Consider the following 19,508-nt stretch of genomic DNA (forward strand, 5'->3'; position numbering starts at 1 on the left):
CGGCGGTGTCAGTCGCGGGGGAGCGGGCGGGCGTCGGGCGCCACATGGGTGGCCGGCGTCGCCCGCACGATCGTGATCAGACGGTCCGTCAACTCCAGCTCGCCCACGGCCGGATCGTCGTACCCCAGCACCCGGTGCCCGCGCAGCACGCTCACCACCAGGTCGTTCGTCTCGCGGGGCTTCTTGCCCACCTCGGCCTTTATGACGGGCCGCTCGACCAGGTCGAGTCCGCTGCCCTGGCTGATGAGGTCCTCCATGACCATGCCGGCGGCGGGGCTGAGCACCGAGAGCCCGAGCAGCCGGCCCGCGGCGCTGGCGCTGGTGATCACGGCGTCGGCGCCGGACTGCTTCAGCAGCGGCGCGTTCTCCTCCTCGCGGACCGCGACCACGATCTTCGCGCCGCGGTTGAGCTGCCGGGCCGTCAGGGTCACCAGCACGGCCGTGTCGTCGCGCTGGGTGGCGATGATGATCTGCTTCGCCCGGAACACCTCCGCGCGGTTCAGCACGTCACTGCGGGTGGCGTCGCCTATGACGCCCGCGTAGCCGTGGGCGGTCGCGGCCTCGATGGCCTTGCCGCTGGGGTCGACCACGACCACCTGCTCCTTGCGCAGCCCCGTCGCGCAGACGGTCTGGATCGCCGACCGCCCCTTGGTGCCGAAGCCGACGACGACGGTGTGATCGCGCAAGGCGGACCTCCAGCGGTTGAGGCGCCACTCCTCCCGAGTGCGCTCGGTGAGGGCTTCCAGGGTGGTGCCGACCAGGATGATCAGGAACAGCACGCGCAGGGGCGTGATGACGAAGATGTTGGTCAGCCGGGCGGCGTCGCCGACCGGGGTGATGTCGCCGTATCCGGTGGTGGAGAGGGTGACGGTGGCGTAGTAGAAGGCGTCGAGGAGGTCGACCGTGCCGTCGGAGTTGTCGTTGTAGCCGTCGGCGTCGGCGTAGACGATGAACGCGGTCGCCACCAGCACCACCAGGGCCAGGGACAGCCGTTTGGCGACCTGGCGGATCGGGTGCTCCACCAGTTTCCTGGGGAGTTTCACCCGGTGGGTCACGAGGTGCTCGTCCGCCTGGCGGGCGATCGCGTCCTGGCCCGGAAGTTTCACGTGAAACACACTCCGATCCCGCCGGTGGCCCAGGGCAGATCGAGCAGTTCGGCCTCCTGCCCCGGCCCCGCGCCACCAGGGGGTACGACGGCCAGCGCGTCGGCGGCGGCGATGCCGCGCAGCATGGCCGGACCGTTGTAGTGCAGCGGTGCGGCAGCGTCACCGCGCAGCACCACGGGGACGAGACGGGTGTCGTACGGGTGCCCCTGCACCGCGTCCCTCAGCGGCAGCGTGTACGGCTCGGGCGCCGGACGGGCGGCGAGGGTGCGCAGCAGCGGCTCGGCGAGGGTGAGCAGTCCGGAGACGGCGGCCAGGGGGTTGCCGGGCAGTCCCACGAGGTGCTGGCCGTCCTTCAGACGGGCCAGCAGCATGGGGTGTCCGGGGCGCACCCGCACACCGTCCACGAGGAGTTCGGCGCCGGCCCGGCGCAGGGTCGGGTGGACGTGGTCGACGGGTCCCGCGGCGGTGCCGCCGGTCGTGACGACCAGGTCGGCGTCGGAGGTCGTGACGGCACGGTGCAGCGCCTCGGCGTCGTCGCCGATCCGGCGGACGGAACAGACCTCGGCGCCCAGGGCTCGCAGCCACGGCGGCAGCATCGGGCCGAGCGCGTCCCGGATGAGGCCGTCGTGCGGCAGACCCGCGGTGAGCAGTTCGTCCCCGAGCACGAGGACGTCGACCCGCGGGAGCGGAACCGCCGTGACGGTGTCGTACCCGGCGGCCGCGGCGAGGCCCAGCACCGCCGGGGTCGTGAGCGTGCCGACGGCCAGCAACTGGTCGCCGCTGCGGCATTCCTGGCCCCGGGGGCGGATGTCCTGTCCGTGGACGACCTCGCGGGTGGGGTGCAGGCGTCCCCGGTCGTCGGTGCGGCCGTGTTCGGTACGCAGCACCGCGGTGGTGTCCGGGGGGACACGGGCGCCGGTGGCGACACCGGCGGCCTCGCCGTCGGTGAGGGGCGCCGCCTCGGCGTGCCCGGCCAGGACGCCCTCGCCGCGCACCGTCCAGGGGCCCGGTCCGGCGACGGCCCAGCCGTCCATCGCGGACGTGTCGAAGGACGGCAGGTCGGTGAGGGCGGTCAGCGGTGCGGCCAGAGTGAGACCGAGGGCGGCGTCGAGCGGCACGGAGACCGGTGTGCGGCGGGCGGCACGGGCGGCGGCACGGGCGGCCCGCTCGGCCGTCGCGCGGGCCTCGGGCCAGGGGGTCGCGCGGTGGCGCTCCGCCGCCCGGCCGTGCCGGGAGGTGTCCCCGTGCCGGGGGCCGTCCTGGTGCCGGGGGCCGTCCTGGTGCTGCGCCGCGTGCGTGCCCCGTGCGCCGTGGCCGCGGGGGGCGGGGCCCGGGTTCTCCTTCACGAGGGCGAGCGCCTCCTCGACGTCGAGGTCGTCGGCCTCCGCGCCGGCCCGCGTACCGGGGGAGGTCATCAGGCGTCCGGGCGGGGGTCGGGGGTGGTGCCGGGCGCCGTGCCGGACCTGCTCTCCGGCGCGGCGGACGGGACGTCGGGCGACGGGGCGTCGGCGGAGCCGGCTCCCGCGGGCCGGGCCTCGGCCTCCTGGGCCCAGCGCTCGGCGAGGGCCGCGGCCTTGCGGGCGGCCTCCGCGACCGCCTCGGGACCTCCTCGGGCCCGCCCGGCGGCATAGCCGACGAGGAAGGTGGTCAGCGGGGCCGCGGGCCGGGCCACGCCGTGGGCGGCGTCACGCGCGAGGTCGAGCAGGACGCCGGTGTCGACGTCGAGATCGATGCCCAGCTCGTCCTTGGCTGCGGAAATCCATTCATCCAACACGTGACCATGCTCCCTGATGCGTGCCCTTGCGGTGGCGATGTCGTCCCAGGTGTCGCAGTCGAAGGAGGCGACGGCGTCGGGGACGCGGGTGAGACGGAGGGCGCCGGTCAGCCTGCGCAGGGGCAGCCCCGCGAGACCGCCGCGGTCCCGGGTGAGCGCCGGCAGCTCGCGGCGCAGGGCCGAGGCGCGGTACGCGGCGACGAGGGGCTGGTCGCGGCCGTCGGCGTCGGTCAGCAAGACACCGTCGGCGTCACCGTCCGCGAGCGCCGACAGCAGCCGCGCGACGGCGTCTTCGGCGAGGAACGGCAGGTCGGCGGAGAGCACCAGGACGTACTCGGCCGTGGTGTACCGCAGTCCCGCGGCGAGGGCGGCGAGCGGTCCGCCGCCGGGCGGGTCCTCGCGCGCCCAGATCACCGGGCGCACGGTGGGCCGGGGGCCGGCGACGACGACGGTGGCGCGCGCTCCGGCGCAGGCGGCGAGCACCCGGTCGAGGAGCGCGCGGCCGCCCACCCGCAGCCCGGGTTTGTCGGCACCGCCGAGCCGCCGGGCGGCCCCGCCCGCGAGCACGACGGCGTCGTACCCGCCGGGTCCGGGACGCGGCCCGGGGCGGGCGCGGTCGCCGGTGTCGCCGGTGTCGCCGGAGGACTCGTACGCGGTCACCCCCCGAGTATGGGGCCCTGCGTGATCGCAAGGAACGCGGGGGAGGACACGCGGTCCGGGCGCCGCGGTCAGAGGGTGCGCAGCAGCACCGCCGGCTGTTCGACGCAGTCCGCCACGTACCGCAGGAAGCCGCCCGCGGTGCCGCCGTCGCACACCCGGTGGTCGAAGGTGAGGGACAGCTGGACGACCTGACGCACGGCCAGCTCGCCCTCGTGCACCCAGGGTTTGGCGACGATGCGGCCGACGCCGAGCATGGCCGCCTCGGGGTGGTTGATGATCGGCGTGGAGCCGTCGACGCCGAACACTCCGTAGTTGTTCAAGGTGAAGGTGCCGCCGGTCAGTTCGCCGGGCGTCGGGCGCCCCGCACGCGCCGCCTCGGTCAGCCGGGCGAACTCGGCGGTGAGGCCCTCGGCGTCCCGCGCGTGCGCGTCCCGTACGACCGGCACGACGAGACCGCGGTCCGTCTGGGCGGCGAAGCCGAGGTGGACGTGGTCGTGCTGGACGACCTCGCGGGCCTCCGTGTCGACCGAGGCGTTGAGCTCCGGGTACCGGGCCAGGGCCGCGGTGCAGATCCGGGCCAGCAGGGCGACCAGGGAGACCTTCGGCCCGCCGGAGGCGTTCATCGCGGTGCGCGCCCCCATCAGCCCGGTCGCATCGGCGTCCACCCAGCAGGTCGCGTCGGGGATCTCGCGCCGGCTGCGGGAGAGCTTGTCGGCGACGGCGCCGCGGACGCCCTTGAGGGGCGTACGGACACCGCCGGGGCGTGAGGCGGGGGAGAGGACGGCGGACTCGGACTCCTGCGCGGCGGCGGGCGCCGGGGCGGCGGCGGTGGCCCGTGCCCGGCTCGCCGCGGTCTCCGGCTCCGCCGTCCGGCCGCGCCGCGCGGCGGAGGCCCGCAGCGCGTCCTCCACGTCCGCCCGCAGGATCAGTCCGTCCGGTCCCGAACCGGTCAGCTCGCGCAGATCCAGCTCGTTCTGCCGGGCCAGCCTGCGCACCAGCGGGGAGATCACCGGAACCGGTCCGTCCAACGGTCCGTCCAACGGTCCGTCCAGCGAGCCGTCCGCCCGTCCGTCCATCAGGCCGTCCGCCCGTACCTCCACCGGTCCATCCACCGGTCCATCCACCGGCTCCGCGATGCGGATCCGGCCGTTCGTCCGCCCGGCCGTGCCGGTGGCCGTCGGCCGGTCGGGACGCACCCTCCGCCGCCGCGCGGGCGCCTCGGACGTGCCGTAACCGACCAGGACGTTGCCGGATCCCCCGCCCTTCACCTGCGCACTCCCCGTCCCCCCGGCCGACGGCTCCGCGCCCCGGGAAGCCCTCACGGGAGCGTCCCCGGCCGGGGCGTCCCCGCGCAGAGTCCGCCCGGCGGCGTCACCGGTTCCCGGGGCCGGCACCGGGCCGTCCGCGGCCGGCGCACCCCCGCCCCCGGCAACCGCCCCGACTCCGACTCCGCCGTCGCCCATGCCGTCGTGCGCGCTTCCGCCTTCGCCCTCGCCCACCGCCACGGTGACCAGCGGCGCCCCGACCGGCAGCTCCGTGCCCTCCTCGCCGAAGCGGGCAGTGACCACGCCGCCGTAGGGACAGGGCACCTCGACCATCGCCTTGGCCGTCTCGACCTCGACGACCGGCTGGTCGACGGCGACCACGTCACCGACCTCGACGAGCCAGCGCACGATCTCCGCCTCGGTGAGCCCCTCACCGAGGTCGGGGAGCCTGAACTCCCGGCCGTTCCCTCCAGAAGCGTGTGCCATCAGCTTTCAACCTCCCACTGCAGGCGCCCCACGGCGTCCAGGATCCGGTCCACACCGGGCAGGTGGTGACGCTCCAGCATCGGCGGCGGGTACGGGATGTCGAACCCGGCCACACGCAGCACCGGTGCCTCCAGGTGGTGGAAGCACCGCTCCGTGACCCGGGCCGCGATCTCCCCGCCCGGTCCCCCGAAGGAGCCCGACTCGTGGACGACGACCGCGCGTCCCGTCCGCCGCACTGAAGCGCACACCGTCTCGTCGTCGAACGGCACCAGGGAGCGCAGATCGACGACTTCGAGGTCCCAGCCCTCGGCCCGGGCCGCCTCGGCCGCCTCCATGCAGACGGCCAGCGACGGCCCGTACGTGATGAGTGTGGCGCTCCGGCCGGAACGCCGCACCACCGCGCGGCCCGTCGGTTCAACGGGTGCCGGTTGCTCGGGGTTCCAGACCTCCTTGGACCAGTACAGACGCTTGGGTTCGAGGAAGACCACCGGGTCGTCGGAGGCGATGGACTCGCGCAGCAGCCCGTAGGCGTCGGCGACGGTCGCGGGCGTGACGACATGGAGCCCCGGAGTCGCCATGTAGTACGCCTCGGACGAGTCGCTGTGGTGCTCGACGCCGCCGATGCCGCCGCCGTAGGGGACGCGGATGGTCAGCGGCAGGGGAAGCGCGCCGCGCGTGCGGTTGCGCATCTTGGTGACGTGGCTGACGACCTGCTCGAACGCCGGATAGGCGAAGGCGTCGAACTGCATCTCCACCACCGGACGGAGCCCGTACATCGCCATGCCGACGGCCGCGCCGAGGATGCCGGCCTCGGCGAGCGGGGTGTCCGTGCAGCGTTCCTCGCCGAACTCCTTCGCGAGCCCGTCGGTGACCCGGAAGACACCGCCGAGGGTGCCCACGTCCTCGCCCAGGACGTGCACGGCCGGGTCGGCGGTCATGGCGTCGCGCAGGGCGCGCGTGAGGGCCTGCGCCATGGTGGCCGGCCGGACGGCGGCGGTCGTCATCGGGGTCCCCCTCCGGACGCCTCGGCCTCGGCCTCCGCCGCCAGCTCGGCGAGCAGCAGGTCCCGCTGCTCGCGCAGCTGCGGGGTCGGCTCGGCGTAGACGTGGGCGAACAGGTCCGTCGGGTCGAGCTCCGGGTCCTCGTTCATCCGGGCGCGCAGGTCGGCGGCCATGGCCTCGGCGTCCTCGCGGGCCGCGCGGACGCCGTCCCCGTCGAGCAGCCCGCGCCCGGTCAGCTCCCGCTCCAGCAGGTCGACCGGGTCGTGCCGGCGCCAGGCCGCCACCTCGGTCTCGCCTCGGTAGCGCGTCGCGTCGTCGGCGTTGGTGTGCGCGTCGACGCGGTACGTCACCGCCTCCACCAGCGTGGGGCCGCCACCCGCGCGCGCGTGCCGTACGGCGTCGGAGAGGACCTCGTGCACCGCGGCGGCGTCGTTGCCGTCGACCAGGCGGCCGGGCATCCCGTAGCCGACGGCCTTGTGGGCCAGCGACGGGGCGGCGGTCTGCTTGGCCAGCGGGACGGAGATCGCGAAGCCGTTGTTCTGCACCAGGAAGACGACCGGTGCCCGCCAGACCGCGGCGAAGTTCAGCGCCTCGTGGAAGTCGCCCTCACTGGTGCCGCCGTCGCCGACCATGGCCAGCGCGACCACGTCGTCGCCCTTGAGGCGGGCGGCGTGGGCGAGGCCGACGGCGTGCGGCAGCTGGGTGGCGAGCGGTGTCGACAGCGGGGCGACCCGGTGCGCGCCGGGGTCGTAACCGGTGTGCCAGTCGCCGCGCAGCAGGGTGAGGGCCTCGACGGGGTCGACGCCGCGGGTGACGACGGCGAGGGTGTCGCGGTAGCTGGGGAAGAGCCAGTCGCGCTCCTGGAGGGCCAGCGCGGCGGCGATCTCGCACGCCTCCTGGCCGGTGCTGGACGGGTAGACGGCCAGCCGTCCCTGCTTGGTCAGCGCGGTGGCCTGCGTGTTGTAGCGCCGGCCGCGGACCAGGCGGGCGTAGAGCGTGCGCAGCAGCGCGGGGTCGACGCGCTCGGCGGCCTCCGTGCCGAGGACGCGGTACGGCTCCGCGTCGGGCAGCAGCGGCGCGGGCTCGGTACGGGGCTGCCAGGCGGGCGGCGGCGCGGGCCGGTACGCGCCCCGCTGCTCCATGACCGTCATGACGGCACCTCCTCCTCGTGGGAGCGGCTGTGGGCTCGCCACGGGTGTGACGGGCCTCACCTACCGATTGTTCGGTCGCCGGCACATTTTGGCTACAGGCGGCCCCAGGCTGTGGACAAACGGTTCTCCACAGCCTGAGATGGATGCAGTACGTCCATGGCGGGAAGGCGGGGGCACGTGGCAGCTGAACAAATGGCCGAGCACCCGGAGGACGGCGGCCGCGCCGAGGAGGCCGCACCCCCGCCGCCCCCGCGCCCGCTGGACGCGATCGACCAGGACATCCTGCGCATGCTCCAGGCGGACGGCCGCGCCTCGATACGGTCGGTCGCCGAGCGGGTGCACGTCTCGCGCGCGAACGCCTACGCCCGCATCAACCGGCTCGTCGAGGACGGCGTCATCCGCGGCTTCGGCGCCCGCGTCGACCACGAACGCGCGGGGCACGGCACCTCCGCCTACATCACCCTGAAGATCGTGCAGAACACCTGGCGCACGGTCCGCGCGGAGCTGCGCCGACTGCCCGGCGCCTCCCACATCGCCCTGGTCGGCGGCGACTTCGACGTCCTGCTGCTGGTCCACACCCCCGACAACCGGGCCCTGCGCGAGCTGGTGCTCAGCCGCCTCCAGGCCATCCCGGAGGTGCTCAGCACCCGCACCCTGCTGGTCTTCGAGACCGAGGACCTCGAACCGCAGAGCTGACCGCCCGGAGCAGCGCGCCGACCGGCGGGACCGCCGGACCGGACACGCGAACACGGACCACGCCCCACCGCCGCAGCCACAGCCACAGCCACAGCCACCAGGAACGGCGGCTACGGCTACGGCTACGGCTACGGCTACGGCTACGGCTACGGCTACGGCTACGGCTACGGCTACGGCATCAGGACTACCCCTTGCGCAGCCCGCCGAAGACCAGCCGCGCCACCGCGTCGACCACCTCGCGCTCCCCCTCGCGCTCCCCCGCCCCGGCCCGGCCGTCGGCAGCGTCCGGCCGGTACCACTCGACGATCGAGTTGATCATGCCGAAGACCAGGCGCGTCGCGAGCCGCACCTCCACGTCCGCGCGCACGTCCCCCTTGGCCGCCGCGTCCTTGAGCAGGGCGGCGACCCGGTGGTCGAACTCGCGCCGCCGCTCCAGCGCCCACCGCTCGGTGTCGGTGTTGCCGCGCACCCGCAGCAGCAGCGTCACGTAGGGCAGCTCGGCCATGAGCACCTCGACCATGCGCCGTACGACGTACTCCAGCCGTCCGGCCGCGGAGCCCACGCGCGCGTGCTCCTCGTCGAGGATCCCGAAGAGCTCGTCCAGGGCCCGGCTCACGGCCCGGCGCAGCAGCTCCTCCTTGCCGGCCACGTGGTGGTAGATCGACGACTTGGAGATCCCCGCCGCCTTGGACAGGTGCTCCATGGAGGTGCCGTCGTAGCCGCGCTCGATGAAGACCTGCACGGCGACGGACAGCAGCGTCTCGGGCGTGTACGTGTCGCGCCTGGCGGTGGTCATGGGCGACTGCCTTCGGCTGCGTCGGCTGCGTGCGCGTGGCGGTACAGCGCGAGGGACGGCGCGCAGCGGCCCGTGGCATCACGCCGGTGCAGCTCGGCGAGGAGCGCGTACGCCCAGGTACGGCCGAGCGTGCGGCCCCACTCGAGGGGTCCGAGCGGGTAGTTGACGCCCAGCCGCATCGCGGTGTCGACGTCCGCCCCGGTGGCGACGCCCTTGGCGACGGCGTCGTGCGCCAGGTCGACGATGCGCGCCACGGTGCGGGCGACGATCATGCCGGGTACGTCACCGATGACGCTGACCTGTTTGCCGAGCGCCTGGAAGAGGCCCGTGGCCCCGTCGAGCGTCCCGCGCGGTGTGCCGGGACCGGCGGACAGGGCGATGCGGGTGGCGCGGCGGTAGTCGAGGGCGAGGTCGAAGTGGACGGTGTCGCCGAGTTCGCCGGTGGTGCGGCCGTCGGCGAGCAGCAGCTGTCCGCCGCCGGGCAGGACGAGCCGCCCGCAGGTGCCGCCGCCCTTCTCCCCGCCCTCGGCCTCCCGGACCTCGGCCTCCCGGACCTCGACGCCCGCCTCGCGGACCAGCCCGACCAGTCCGGCGGCCGGACCCAGGTCCCCCTCGACGACGACGTACGCGGGCGGGTCGGCAGGCCCGGCGGTCTGCGGCTCGGGGCGCCCGGCGCCCTCCCCGTACGCGTACCAGCCGTGTCCGCTCTTGCGGCCGAGCCGCCCCGACTCGACCAGCCGGCGCTGGGCCGGCGACGGCGTGAAGCGCACGTCCTGGAAGAAGGCCTGCCACACGGAGTGCGTGACGGACTCGTTCACGTCCTGCCCGATGAGGTCGGTCAGCTCGAACGCGCCCATCCTGAAGCCGCCCGACTCGCGCAGCACCGCGTCGATCGTGGCCGGGTCGGCGCCCCGGTCCTCGTACACGGCGAAGGCCTCGGCGTAGAAGGGCCGGGCGATGCGGTTGACGACGAAGCCCGGGGCGTCGGCGCAGGCGACCGGCGTCTTGCCCCAGGCGCGGGCCGTGTCGTACGCGCGCGTGGCCGACGCGGGGTCGGTGGCGGACCCGGAGACGACCTCCACCAGCGGGAGCAGCGGCGCGGGGTTGAAGAAGTGCAGGCCGACGAAGCGGCCGGGGCCGCGCAGCACGCCGCCGATCGCGGTGACGGACAGGGAGGAGGTGTTGGTGGCGAGCAGGCAGACGTCGCCGACGACGTCCTCCAGGGCGCGCAGCAGCTCCTGCTTGGCGTCCAGCCGCTCCACGACCGCCTCGACGACGAGCCCGCAGCCGGCGAGGCCGTCGAGACTCTCGGCGGCCGTGAGCCGGGCGCGGGCCGCGTCCCGTTCGGTGCCGGTGAGGCGTTCCTTCTCGACGAGCCGGTCGAGCCGGGCGCCGATCGCGGCGGCCGCTTCCCGGGCCCGCCCGGGCAGGGTGTCGTACAGCCGCACGGGATGGCCCGCGACCAGCGCCACCTGGGCGATGCCCTGGCCCATGGTGCCGGTGCCGACGACGGCCACCGGGCTGCTGAGGTCGAGTGCTGTCATGTGCGCGATCCTCCCGCACGGGGTTTTCCACAGATACGGCGGTCCCCCTTGTCCCGACCGATCGTTCGGTTACTCTAGCCGTGTCCACCTGTTCCCGCCCAGGTTTCCCCCAGGTCCACGGACGCGACGGAGAGCCGAAGGAGCGCCGACGGAGGACCGGAGACCGAGGAGGACCGGCCGAGCGTCGCCGGCGATCCGGCGGTCTCCCGGTCCGGCCCGGTCGGCGCGGCCGGCGATCCCGCGGGCCCGTGGAGACGAGGAGTTGGTCCGCATGGCCGCCGAACCCACCGCACACCAGCTGATCGCCCGGCACCGGCCGACCCTGGACCTGGCGCTGGAGACGATCCGCACGCGCGCGTACTGGTCCCCGCACCCCGAGCACCCCAAGGCCTACGGGGAGAACGGCAGCCTGGACACGGCCGCGGGCAAGGCCGCCTTCGACGCCCTGCTCGGCACCCGCCTCGACCTCGGCCAGCCCGGCACCGACGGCTGGGTCGGCGGCGAGGTCTCCCCGTACGGCGTGGAGCTGGGCGTGGAGTACCCGCACGCGGACCTCGACGTGCTGCTGCCCGCGATGGAGGCGGGCCGGAAGGCGTGGCGGGACGCGGGCGCGGAGCTGCGCGCGGCGGTCTGCCTGGAGATCCTCAAGCGGATCGCCGACCGGACCATGGAGTTCGCCCAGGCGGTCATGCACACGTCCGGCCAGGCCTTCATGATGGCCTTCCAGGCGGGCGGCCCGCACGCCCAGGACCGCGGCATGGAGGCCGTGGCCTACGCGTACGCGGAGCAGTCCCGCACGCCGGACACCGCGGAGTGGACCAAGCCGCAGGGCAAGCGCGACCCGCTCACGCTCACCAAGCGGTTCACGCCGGTCCCGCGCGGCATCGGCCTGGTCGTCGGCTGCAACACCTTCCCCACGTGGAACGGCTACCCGGGCCTGTTCGCCTCCCTCGCCACCGGCAACGCGGTCCTGGTCAAGCCCCACCCCCGCGCGGTGCTGCCGCTCGCGCTCACCGTCCGGGTCGCCCGCGACGTCCTCACGGAGGCGGGCTTCGACCCGAACCTGGTCGCGCTGGCCGCCGAACGCCCCGGCGAGGGCATCGCCAAGACCCTCGCGACCCGGCCCGAGATCCGGATCATCGACTACACCGGCTCCACCGCCTTCGGCGACTGGCTGGAGGCCAACGCCCGCCAGGCCCAGGTGTACACGGAGAAGGCGGGCGTCAACACGGTGCTCGTGGAGTCGACCGACGACTACCGGGGCATGCTCGCCAACCTGGCCTTCTCGCTCTCCCTCTACAGCGGCCAGATGTGCACCACCCCGCAGAACCTGCTGATCCCCCGCGACGGCATCCGCACCGACCAGGGCGACAAGACCTACGACGAGGTGAGTGCCGACCTCGCGCGAGCCGTCGACGGCCTCCTCGGCGACGACGCCCGCGCGAACGCCGTGCTCGGCGCGATCGTCAACCCGGACGTCAAGGCCCGCCTGGAGGCCGCCGCCGGGCTCGGCGAGGTCGCCCTGGCCTCCCGCGAAGTGACCCACCCGGAGTTCCCGGACGCGGTCGTGCGCACCCCCGTGATCGTCAAGCTGGACGGCGCCAAGCCCGAGGACGAGGCCGCGTACACCAGCGAGTGCTTCGGCCCGGTCTCCTTCGCCGTCGCCGTCGACTCCACCACCCACGCCCTGGAGCTGCTGCGGCACAGCGTCCGCGAGAAGGGCGCGATGACGGTCGGCGCGTACACGACGGACCCGGAGGTCGAGGAGGCCGTGCAGGAGGTCTGCCTGGACGAGGCGGCCCAGCTCTCCCTGAACCTCACCGGCGGTGTGTACGTCAACCAGACGGCCGCCTTCTCCGACTTCCACGGCTCGGGCGGCAACCCGGCGGCCAACGCGGCCCTGTGCGACGGCGCGTTCGTCGCGGGCCGCTTCCGCGTGGTGGAGGTCCGCCGGCCTGCCTAGCGGGAGGTCCGGCAGGGGCCTATGGCTGCTGCTGGACCGCCCCGCCGGTGGCGCTCCAGTGGTACAGCGTCATGGCGACGCTGGTCGCGAGGTTGTAGCTGGACACCTGGGGGCGCATCGGCAGCGCCACCAGGTGGTCGGCCCGTGCGCGCAGCTCGTGCGAGAGCCCGCTGCGCTCGGAGCCGAACGCGAGCAGCGCGTCGTCCGGCAGCTTCAGCCCCCGGATGTCCTCGCCCTCCGGATCGAGCGCGAACACCGGCCCCGGCGGCAGCTCCGCCACCTCCAGCCGCTCGACGGCGGTCGCGAAGTGCAGCCCCGCGCCGCCGCGCACCACCGTGGGGTGCCAGGGGTCGAGCGTCCCGGTGGTGACCACGCCGGTCGCGCCGAAGCCCGCCGCCAGCCGGATCACCGCACCCGCGTTGCCGAGGTTGCGCGGCTGGTCGAGGACGACCACGGGCGTGCGCCGGGGCGTGTGCGCCAGCGCCGCCAGGTTGGCCGCGCGCGGCGGCCGTACGGCCAGGGCGGCCACCGCGGTGGGGTGCGGCCGCGCGACGAGCGACGCGTACGCCTCGTACGGCACCCCGGTCAGCAGGCCGTCCAGCCTCTCGCGGACGTCGGGGGCCAGTTCGGCGGCGAGGGCCAGGGCGCCGGCGCGGTCACCGGCGACGGCCACCGGGACCTCGGCGCCGAACCGCAGCGCGTGCTTGAGCGCGTGGAAGCCGTCGAGCAGGACGCACGCCTCCGCGTGCCGGCGCCAGACGGACAGCGCGTGCGGCACGGCCTGCGGCGGTCCGGACCCGGTCATGCCCGGAAGCCTACGTGTGTGCCCTGGGAGTCCGTGCCCGAGTCCCCGCCCGAGGTTCCCGGCGGCGTCCCGCCCGAGTCCGCGGCCGCTCCCGGCTCCGCGGTGGAGTCCTCGCCGGCGCCCCTGCCGCTCCCCGGCCCCGGTGCGGCAGCGGGCTTCGTGCGCGGCCCCGGCAGCGCCGCCCCCGTACCGCCGTCGCCGGGCCGGCCGCCTGCCGCTCCCGCGGGCAGCCGGCCCAGCAGCCGCGCACGCGCGCGTGCCGCCAGGTCGCCGAGGCGGCGCAGGAACGGCGTCGGCAGGAAGACCGCGTCGGCGGCGATCATGGCCAGCGAGAAGAACGGCAGGCCGAGCGTCACGGCGATCACCGCGTGCTCGGTCATCATCACGGCCAGCAGCACGTTCTTGACCCGCCGGTTGAACAGCGTGAACGGGAAGGCCACCTGCACGGCGACCGTGCCGTAGGTGATCAGCATGACCATCGTGCCGCTGGCGGCGAGCGCGTCGGAGAGGGCGGGCCAGGGCGAGAAGTAGTCCAGGTGCAGCGGGTAGTACACGGCCGTGCCGTCCTGCCAGCGCGATCCCTGGATCTTGTACCAGCCGGCGGTGGCGTAGATCAGACAGGCCTCGGCCATGATCACGACCAGCGCGCCGTTGTGCACGATGTTGGCGACGACGTCCAGCAGGATCCGCGGCTGGCTCCCCTCCGCCGAGCGCCCCACGGCCCACCAGAGGCCGAGCGCCGCCCACACCGCCCACAGCAGCGCCGGCACGAACCAGTCGCTGTCCAGGCCGCCCGCCAGCGTCACGGTGAGCAGCAGGAAGCCGGACCCGCACCACAGCACCGGGCCGACCCGGTCCACGACCCGCTCCCCGCGCGCGCGTGCCGCGTCCGCGCGCCGGGCCCGGCGCGCGTCCAGCGACCACACCTGGGCGCAGCGGGTGAGGACGAGGTAGATGCTCATCAGGTGCAGGACGTTGTCGCCGCCGTCCCCCATGAAGACGCTGCGGTTCTGCAGCGAGAGCACACCGACCATGAACAGCACGGAGGCGGTACGGGTGCGCCAGCCCAGCAGGAGCAGCACGCTGCTCAGGACGGCCAGCGCGTAGACGAGCTCGAACCAGGCCCGCCCGTCGGACCACAGCAGCACCGTGAAGGCCCCGTTGTCCGCGATCATCTGCTCGGCCAGGTCGTGGCCCCAGGGTCCGCCCGGACCGTACAGCTCGTCGCGGTGCGGCAGTTCACGCAGCAGGAAGAGCAGCCAGGTCGCGGCGAAGCCGATGCGGATCACGGCGGTCTGGTACGGGCCGAGCGCGGCGCCGGTGACGCGGGCGATGCCGCGGGAGACGGAGCGGGCGATGCCGTTCACGCGGCTCCCCCTTCCTTGGTGTCCCGTTCCTTGGTGTCCCGCTCCGGGGTGACGGACCACCAGGGCAGCTCGCGGTAGGTCGGCCGGTCGGAGACCTTCTCGCCGCTCCACGGTGGCGGCTCCACGTTGGTCGTCCGCGAACGGTACTGGACCCGCTCCACGACGCCGCCCGGCCCGGCGGCCTCGTTCCGGTCCAGGCGCAGGAGCGCGATCCGTCGGAGGTAGGTCCCGGAGAGGGAGCCGCGCAGGCCCACCGGGCGGTTCTCGGAGTCGTGGCTGGAGACGAAGAAGTCCCAGGCCCGGCGGAGTTCGTTCTGCTGCGTGTGGCTCGGCAGCGGGTTGCCGTCGATGGCACGGCCGTCCTCGGCGGACAGGTCGTACCAACCGGTGGTGCGTATCGCGCCGTCGGCCGTACTGACCTCGGCACGGACCTGCACGGAGACGTTCTGCTGGAGCGGGTTGGGCGCGAACAGCTTCCAGTTCTGCTCGAACTCGGGGAACACCCACTCGTCCACGGCCGAACCGTGCTGCTTGGTGAGGGTGTTGGACGGGGCCACGTGCAGGAACACCAGACCTATGTGGGCGCAGACGGCGACCGCGACGACCGCGAGGGCGACCACGGCACCGACCTGGTACCGCGGGGAGAGCGCGGCGACACCGGTGCGGGGCGTGGGGGGTGTGGAGGGCGCGGGGGACGCGGATGCGACGGCCGCAGCAGGAGGGGCGGCGTGGCCGTCCCCGGAACCCCGGCCGGAGCCGGTACCAGTGGTGCCGGTGCCGGTACTGGTCCCGGTACCCGGCCCGGCCTCCGCACCCGCCTCTACCGCCTCGCCCGCCCGGGATGTGTCTGCCGCCTCGGGCACCTCGGCCTCGGCTGCTTCAGGTACCTCGACAGTCCCGGCAGTCCCCGTAGTCCCGGCAGTCCCGGCAGCCCCGTCTGCCCCGTCTGCCCCACCGGTCTGTTCCGGTGCGCCGTCCGGCCCGGGCGGCGGCCCCTCCCGCCCGTCACGGCCCGGCCCCTGCCGGGCGTCCGAGCCCTTGTCGTACGCGTCCATTCCGCCCCGTTCGGTCCCGATCCGTCCATCCGCGCGCCCCGTCACGGGACGCACACGCGCCACCCGTGCCACTGCGCGGCGGCGTTCGAACGGGAACGGTACTCAGGACCGGCCGCCCGCACAGCCCCCGGTGTACCGACCGCACCGTGGCCGTCACCACATCCGGGGATGCCTTCCGGGGAACGCTAGAGGACGTGTCCCGGTTCGCCCTTGTCGTCCACCACGGGACGACCGGCCGCGGCCCACTCCTGCATGCCGCCGTCGACGTTCACGGCGTCGACGCCCTGCTGGACCAGGTACATGGTGGCCTGCGCCGACCGGCCCCCGACGCGGCACAGCACGTGCACCCGGCCGTCCTGCGGCGCCGCCTCGGCCAGCTCACCGTACCGGGCCACGAACTCGCTGAGGGGAATGTGCAGCGCCCCGGCGGCATGGCCCGCCTGCCACTCGTCGTCCTCGCGGACGTCCAGCAGGAAGTCGCCGTCCTTGAGGTCCCTGACCCCGACCGTGGGCACACCAGCTCCGAAACTCATGCCCCAGACGCTACCCGAGCCGCCGTCGGGGCTCAGTCCTGCCCGCGCGCCGCCGCCAGTTCCGCCTCGCGCTCGCGCACCTGCGTCGCCAGCTGTTCGGCGATCTCCTCCAGCAGACGGTCGGGGTCGTCCGGGGCCAGCCGGAGCATGGCGCCGATCGCGCTCTCCTCCAGCTCCTTGGCGAGCAGCGTGAGCATCTCCTTGCGCCGGTCCAGCCATTCCAGGCGGGCGTACAGCTCCTCGCCCCGGCTCGGGCGCCGCTCGGGCGCCGGCCCGGCGGCCCACTCCTCGGCCAGCTCGCGCAGCTCCGCCTCGTCGCCGCGGGCGTAGGCGGCGTTGACGCGGGTGATGAACTCCTCGCGCCGCACCCGCTCGTCCTCCTCCTGCGCCAGGTCGGGATGGGCCTTGCGGGCCAGCTCGCGGTAGAGCTTGCGGGCCTCCTCGCTCGGCCGGACCCGCTGCGGCGGCCGGACCGCCTGGTCCGTGAGCATGGCGGTGGCCTCCGGGAACAGCCCGTCCCCGTCCATCCAGCCGTGCAGCAGCTCCTCGACCCCCGGGATCGGCGTCAGCGCGGCCCGCGCCTCGTCGGCCCGGCGCCGGTCCTCGGCGTCGCCGGTGCGGGCCGCCCTGGCCTCCAGGATCTGCGCCTCCAGCTCCTCGAGCCGGGCGTACACCGGGCCGAGACGCTGCTCGTGCAGCCGGGAGAAGTTCTCGACCTCCACGCGGAAGGTCTCCAGCGCTATCTCGTACTCGATGAGTGCCTGCTCGGCAGCCCGTACGGCCTGCTCCAGCCGTTCCTCGGGACGCGGCGCGGCACCCTCGGCACCGGCGCCGTCCTCACCCTGCTCAGCTTCCGGCGTCGTCACCCGACCAGCCTAGGCCACGCTCGCGGGGGCGCCGCCCCGCAGGGAGCCGCACCGCACCGGCGTCCGGCTCGGGCCACCGGCTCAGACCCCCGGCTCGGCCGCCACCCGGCCCGTCCGCACCGCGGCCACCAGCCGGGCGTGGTCCGCCTCCGTGCGGTCGGCGTAGGCGACGGCGAAGGCGGCGACCGCCTCGTCCAGTTCGCCGTTCTTGCCGCAGTAGCCCGCGACGGTCCGCGGGTCGGCGGTGTGCGCGTGGGCGCGGGCCAGCAGCGCGCCGGTCATGCGGCCGTAGTCGTCCAGCTGGTCGGCGGCCAGCGCCGCCGGGTCCACGCTGCCCTTGCGGTTGCGGAACTGCCGCACCTGGAAGGGCCGCCCGTCGACCGACGTCCAGCCCAGCAGGATGTCGCTGACCACCTGCATCCGCTTCTGGCCCATGACGACCCGGCGCCCCTCGTGCACGGCCCCGGGCGCCTCGAACCCGGCGGCCGCCAGGTGGGGCAGGAGGACGGAGGGCCGGGCCTCCTTGACCTGGAGGACGAGCGGTCCGCCCCGGTGGTCCAGGAGCAGCACGACGTAGGACCGCGTGCCCACGCTGCCGGTGCCGACGACCCGGAAGGCGACGTCGTGCACCGCGTACCGGGCCAGCAGCGGCAGCCGGTCCTCGGAGAGCGTCGTCAGGTACTCCTCCAGGGCGCCCGCGACCGCCGACGCCTCCGCGTCCGTGGCCCGGCGCAGCACCGGCGGGGCGTCCACGAAGCGCCGCCCGCCGTCCTCGGTCGGCTCGGTCGACCTGGCGGCGAAGCGCCCGCTGGTGTTGGCCCGCGCCTTCTCGGACACCCGCTCCAGCGTGCCGAGCAGGTCGTGGGCGTCGGTGTGGGAGACGAGCTCCTCGTCCGCGATGGCGTTCCAGGCGTCCTGCGCGGAGAGCCTGGCCAGCAGCCGCATGGTGCGCCGGTAGGCGCCCGCCGCGTCGTGGGCGGCCTCGCGGCAGGTGTCCTCGTCGGCGCCGGCCTCCCGGCCCGCGAGGACGAGCGAGGCGGCGAGCCGCTTGAGGTCCCACTCCCAGGGGCCGTGCACGGTCTCGTCGAAGTCGTTCAGGTCGATGACGAGGCCGCCGCGGGCATCGCCGTAGAGGCCGAAGTTCGCGGCGTGCGCGTCGCCGCAGAGCTGGGCGCCGATCCCGGTCACCGGCGTGCGCGCCAGGTCGTACGCCATCAGGCCCGCCGAACCGCGCAGGAACGCGAACGGCGTGGCCGCCATCCGCCCGGTTCGTATCGGAGTGAGCGCGGGTATCCGGCCGCGGTGGGACTCCTCGACGGCGGCCACGGCGTCCGGCCGGGCGGCGTCCAGGCCGAGCGCGGCGTGCGCGGACCGCGGCACGCGCATGCGCAGGGCCTTGCCCTCGGCCTTCGCCGAACCGGCCGCGGGCCACCGCGCGAACCCCGGCACGACCGGCACCCGCACGCCCCCTCCGACGCTCCCCGCGCTCCCCGCGTCCGACCCGGCCACACTCCCCACGCTCCCCGCGCCCGACCCGGCCGCGTCCCGCGCGGCATCCGGGCCCGTACGCGCCCCCGGCACCGCCCCGACCGCCGTCACCGGCGCACCCGCACCCGTGCCCGTCCCCGCTGTCGCCCCGGTCATCCCGGCCGCCCTCCCCGCCCTCGTTCCTCATCACCCGTGCCCGCCCGGACCGGGCTCCAGCGCCGCCGGCCGCCTGCGCGCCGCAGACGTCGTGGAGACGACCATGCCGGGCCGCAGACATCGTGCGCACCGCCTCCGTCGTACGCCGCACGGTCCCGCCCGCACCGCACCGACCAGCCGTCCCCGACCCGTCCCGAGCCCGTCCGGGCTCGTCCACGGGCCCCGCGCCGACGCGCCACGACCGTACCCCCGCCCGCACCGCCGCACACCGGAGTCCGCCCCGCCCCCGGGTCCACGGACGCCTGAGACCTTCCTCACAGCGCACCACCCGAACACCACCCCGAACACCACCCCGCGCACCCGGCGTTCCCCTGTGTCCGGACATGCGAAAGCCCCCAGGTCCGAGACCTGGGGGCTTTCGACTGGTGCGCGAGGGGGGAGTTGAACCCCCACGCCCTTGCGGGCACTGGAACCTGAATCCAGCGCGTCTGCCTATTCCGCCACCCGCGCATTGGGTGTGTCTTCCGGGCCTTTCCTTGCGGTGCGGCGCCTTCCGACACGAGAACATTAGCACGCTGCAAGGGGTGCGTTCACATCCCTTTACGGGCCGGGAGCAGGGCGCCCGCCCTCCTTCGGGCACTCGTCGCGGTCCGTGCCCGTTCACGTATCAACCTCGTACCGGTACCGCCCGTCTACCCAGGAGCCGGTAGGGGTCCGCCGCGGGGTGCGGGACACTGGTCCGCGGCCGCCTCTACGATCCAGGGCATGAGGACCTGTGGAGGACCGTCCCGACGGT

At 74.7% G+C, this 19,508-nt stretch carries 16 protein-coding genes and 1 tRNA gene; 2 read left to right on the forward strand and 15 right to left on the reverse strand.

Features of this window, described 5'->3' with window-relative positions; translation table 11 throughout:
• Positions 1-8: 8 nt before the first annotated feature.
• The 6 genes from HZS56_RS13945 to pdhA form a co-directional block, all read right to left on the reverse strand.
• Positions 9-1,106, reverse strand: a complete 1,098-nt coding sequence (locus tag HZS56_RS13945; protein WP_216721028.1) for a potassium channel family protein — start codon at positions 1,104-1,106, stop codon at positions 9-11.
• A complete protein-coding gene (locus tag HZS56_RS13950; protein ID WP_216721029.1) occupies positions 1,103-2,521 on the reverse strand; it encodes a molybdopterin molybdotransferase MoeA in 1,419 nt (472 codons plus the stop codon). Before HZS56_RS13950 ends, HZS56_RS13945 begins: the two co-directional genes overlap by 4 nt.
• On the reverse strand, positions 2,521-3,540 hold the full coding sequence (locus HZS56_RS13955; protein WP_374201145.1) for an NTP transferase domain-containing protein: 1,020 nt from the start codon (positions 3,538-3,540) through the stop codon (positions 2,521-2,523). The genes HZS56_RS13950 and HZS56_RS13955 overlap by 1 nt, the downstream gene beginning before the upstream one ends.
• A 68-nt stretch (positions 3,541-3,608) precedes the next feature.
• On the reverse strand, positions 3,609-5,291 hold the full coding sequence (locus HZS56_RS13960) for a dihydrolipoamide acetyltransferase family protein (RefSeq protein ID WP_216721030.1): 1,683 nt from the start codon (positions 5,289-5,291) through the stop codon (positions 3,609-3,611).
• A complete protein-coding gene (locus tag HZS56_RS13965; RefSeq protein WP_216721031.1) occupies positions 5,291-6,295 on the reverse strand; it encodes an alpha-ketoacid dehydrogenase subunit beta in 1,005 nt (334 codons plus the stop codon). Before HZS56_RS13965 ends, HZS56_RS13960 begins: the two co-directional genes overlap by 1 nt.
• Positions 6,292-7,443, reverse strand: a complete 1,152-nt coding sequence (gene pdhA, locus HZS56_RS13970) for a pyruvate dehydrogenase (acetyl-transferring) E1 component subunit alpha (protein WP_216721032.1) — start codon at positions 7,441-7,443, stop codon at positions 6,292-6,294. Before pdhA ends, HZS56_RS13965 begins: the two co-directional genes overlap by 4 nt.
• A gap of 192 nt (positions 7,444-7,635) precedes the next feature.
• On the opposite strand from pdhA, the gene HZS56_RS13975 reads away from it, so the two are divergent.
• Positions 7,636-8,139: an Lrp/AsnC family transcriptional regulator gene (locus tag HZS56_RS13975; protein ID WP_216721053.1), complete on the forward strand. Its 504-nt coding sequence runs from the start codon at positions 7,636-7,638 to the stop codon at positions 8,137-8,139.
• Between the two features lie 184 nt (positions 8,140-8,323).
• Here HZS56_RS13975 and HZS56_RS13980 read toward each other — a convergent pair whose 3' ends face one another.
• Complete coding sequence (locus HZS56_RS13980) at positions 8,324-8,935, reverse strand: TetR/AcrR family transcriptional regulator (RefSeq protein ID WP_216721033.1); 612 nt, start codon at positions 8,933-8,935, stop codon at positions 8,324-8,326.
• Positions 8,932-10,479, reverse strand: coding sequence for a 3-hydroxyacyl-CoA dehydrogenase (locus HZS56_RS13985; RefSeq protein ID WP_216721034.1), 1,548 nt, complete (start codon positions 10,477-10,479; stop codon positions 8,932-8,934). The genes HZS56_RS13980 and HZS56_RS13985 overlap by 4 nt, the downstream gene beginning before the upstream one ends.
• Before the next feature lie 271 nt (positions 10,480-10,750).
• On the opposite strand from HZS56_RS13985, the gene paaN reads away from it, so the two are divergent.
• On the forward strand, positions 10,751-12,442 hold the full coding sequence (gene paaN / locus HZS56_RS13990; protein WP_216721035.1) for a phenylacetic acid degradation protein PaaN: 1,692 nt from the start codon (positions 10,751-10,753) through the stop codon (positions 12,440-12,442).
• Positions 12,443-12,461: 19 nt separating this feature from the next.
• Here paaN and HZS56_RS13995 read toward each other — a convergent pair whose 3' ends face one another.
• The 7 genes from HZS56_RS13995 to HZS56_RS14025 all read right to left on the reverse strand — a co-directional run bounded on the left by HZS56_RS13995 (position 12,462) and on the right by HZS56_RS14025 (position 19,222).
• Positions 12,462-13,247 (reverse strand): TrmH family RNA methyltransferase, encoded by a 786-nt coding sequence (locus HZS56_RS13995; protein ID WP_216721036.1) that lies wholly within the window; start codon positions 13,245-13,247, stop codon positions 12,462-12,464.
• A complete protein-coding gene (locus HZS56_RS14000) occupies positions 13,244-14,614 on the reverse strand; it encodes an HTTM domain-containing protein (protein WP_216721037.1) in 1,371 nt (456 codons plus the stop codon). The genes HZS56_RS13995 and HZS56_RS14000 overlap by 4 nt, the downstream gene beginning before the upstream one ends.
• Positions 14,611-15,669: a DUF5819 family protein gene (locus HZS56_RS14005; RefSeq protein WP_216721038.1), complete on the reverse strand. Its 1,059-nt coding sequence runs from the start codon at positions 15,667-15,669 to the stop codon at positions 14,611-14,613. The genes HZS56_RS14000 and HZS56_RS14005 overlap by 4 nt, the downstream gene beginning before the upstream one ends.
• 185 nt (positions 15,670-15,854) lie before the next feature.
• Positions 15,855-16,184 carry a rhodanese-like domain-containing protein gene (locus HZS56_RS14010; protein ID WP_216721054.1) on the reverse strand — a complete coding sequence of 110 codons (330 nt, stop codon included), beginning with the start codon at positions 16,182-16,184 and terminating at the stop codon, positions 15,855-15,857.
• A gap of 50 nt (positions 16,185-16,234) precedes the next feature.
• Positions 16,235-17,068 (reverse strand): hypothetical protein, encoded by an 834-nt coding sequence (locus HZS56_RS14015; RefSeq protein ID WP_216721039.1) that lies wholly within the window; start codon positions 17,066-17,068, stop codon positions 16,235-16,237.
• Positions 17,069-17,149: 81 nt separating this feature from the next.
• The gene (locus tag HZS56_RS14020) at positions 17,150-18,712 is read right to left on the reverse strand and encodes a DUF2252 domain-containing protein (RefSeq protein ID WP_216721040.1); all 1,563 of its coding nucleotides are present in this window, start codon (positions 18,710-18,712) and stop codon (positions 17,150-17,152) included.
• Positions 18,713-19,135: 423 nt separating this feature from the next.
• Positions 19,136-19,222, reverse strand: a tRNA-Leu gene (locus HZS56_RS14025).
• Positions 19,223-19,508: the final 286 nt, after the last annotated feature.

The sequence above is a fragment of the Streptomyces mayonensis genome (assembly GCF_018982965.1).
In the GTDB taxonomy this organism is placed as follows: Bacteria; Actinomycetota; Actinomycetes; order Streptomycetales; family Streptomycetaceae; genus Streptomyces; species Streptomyces mayonensis.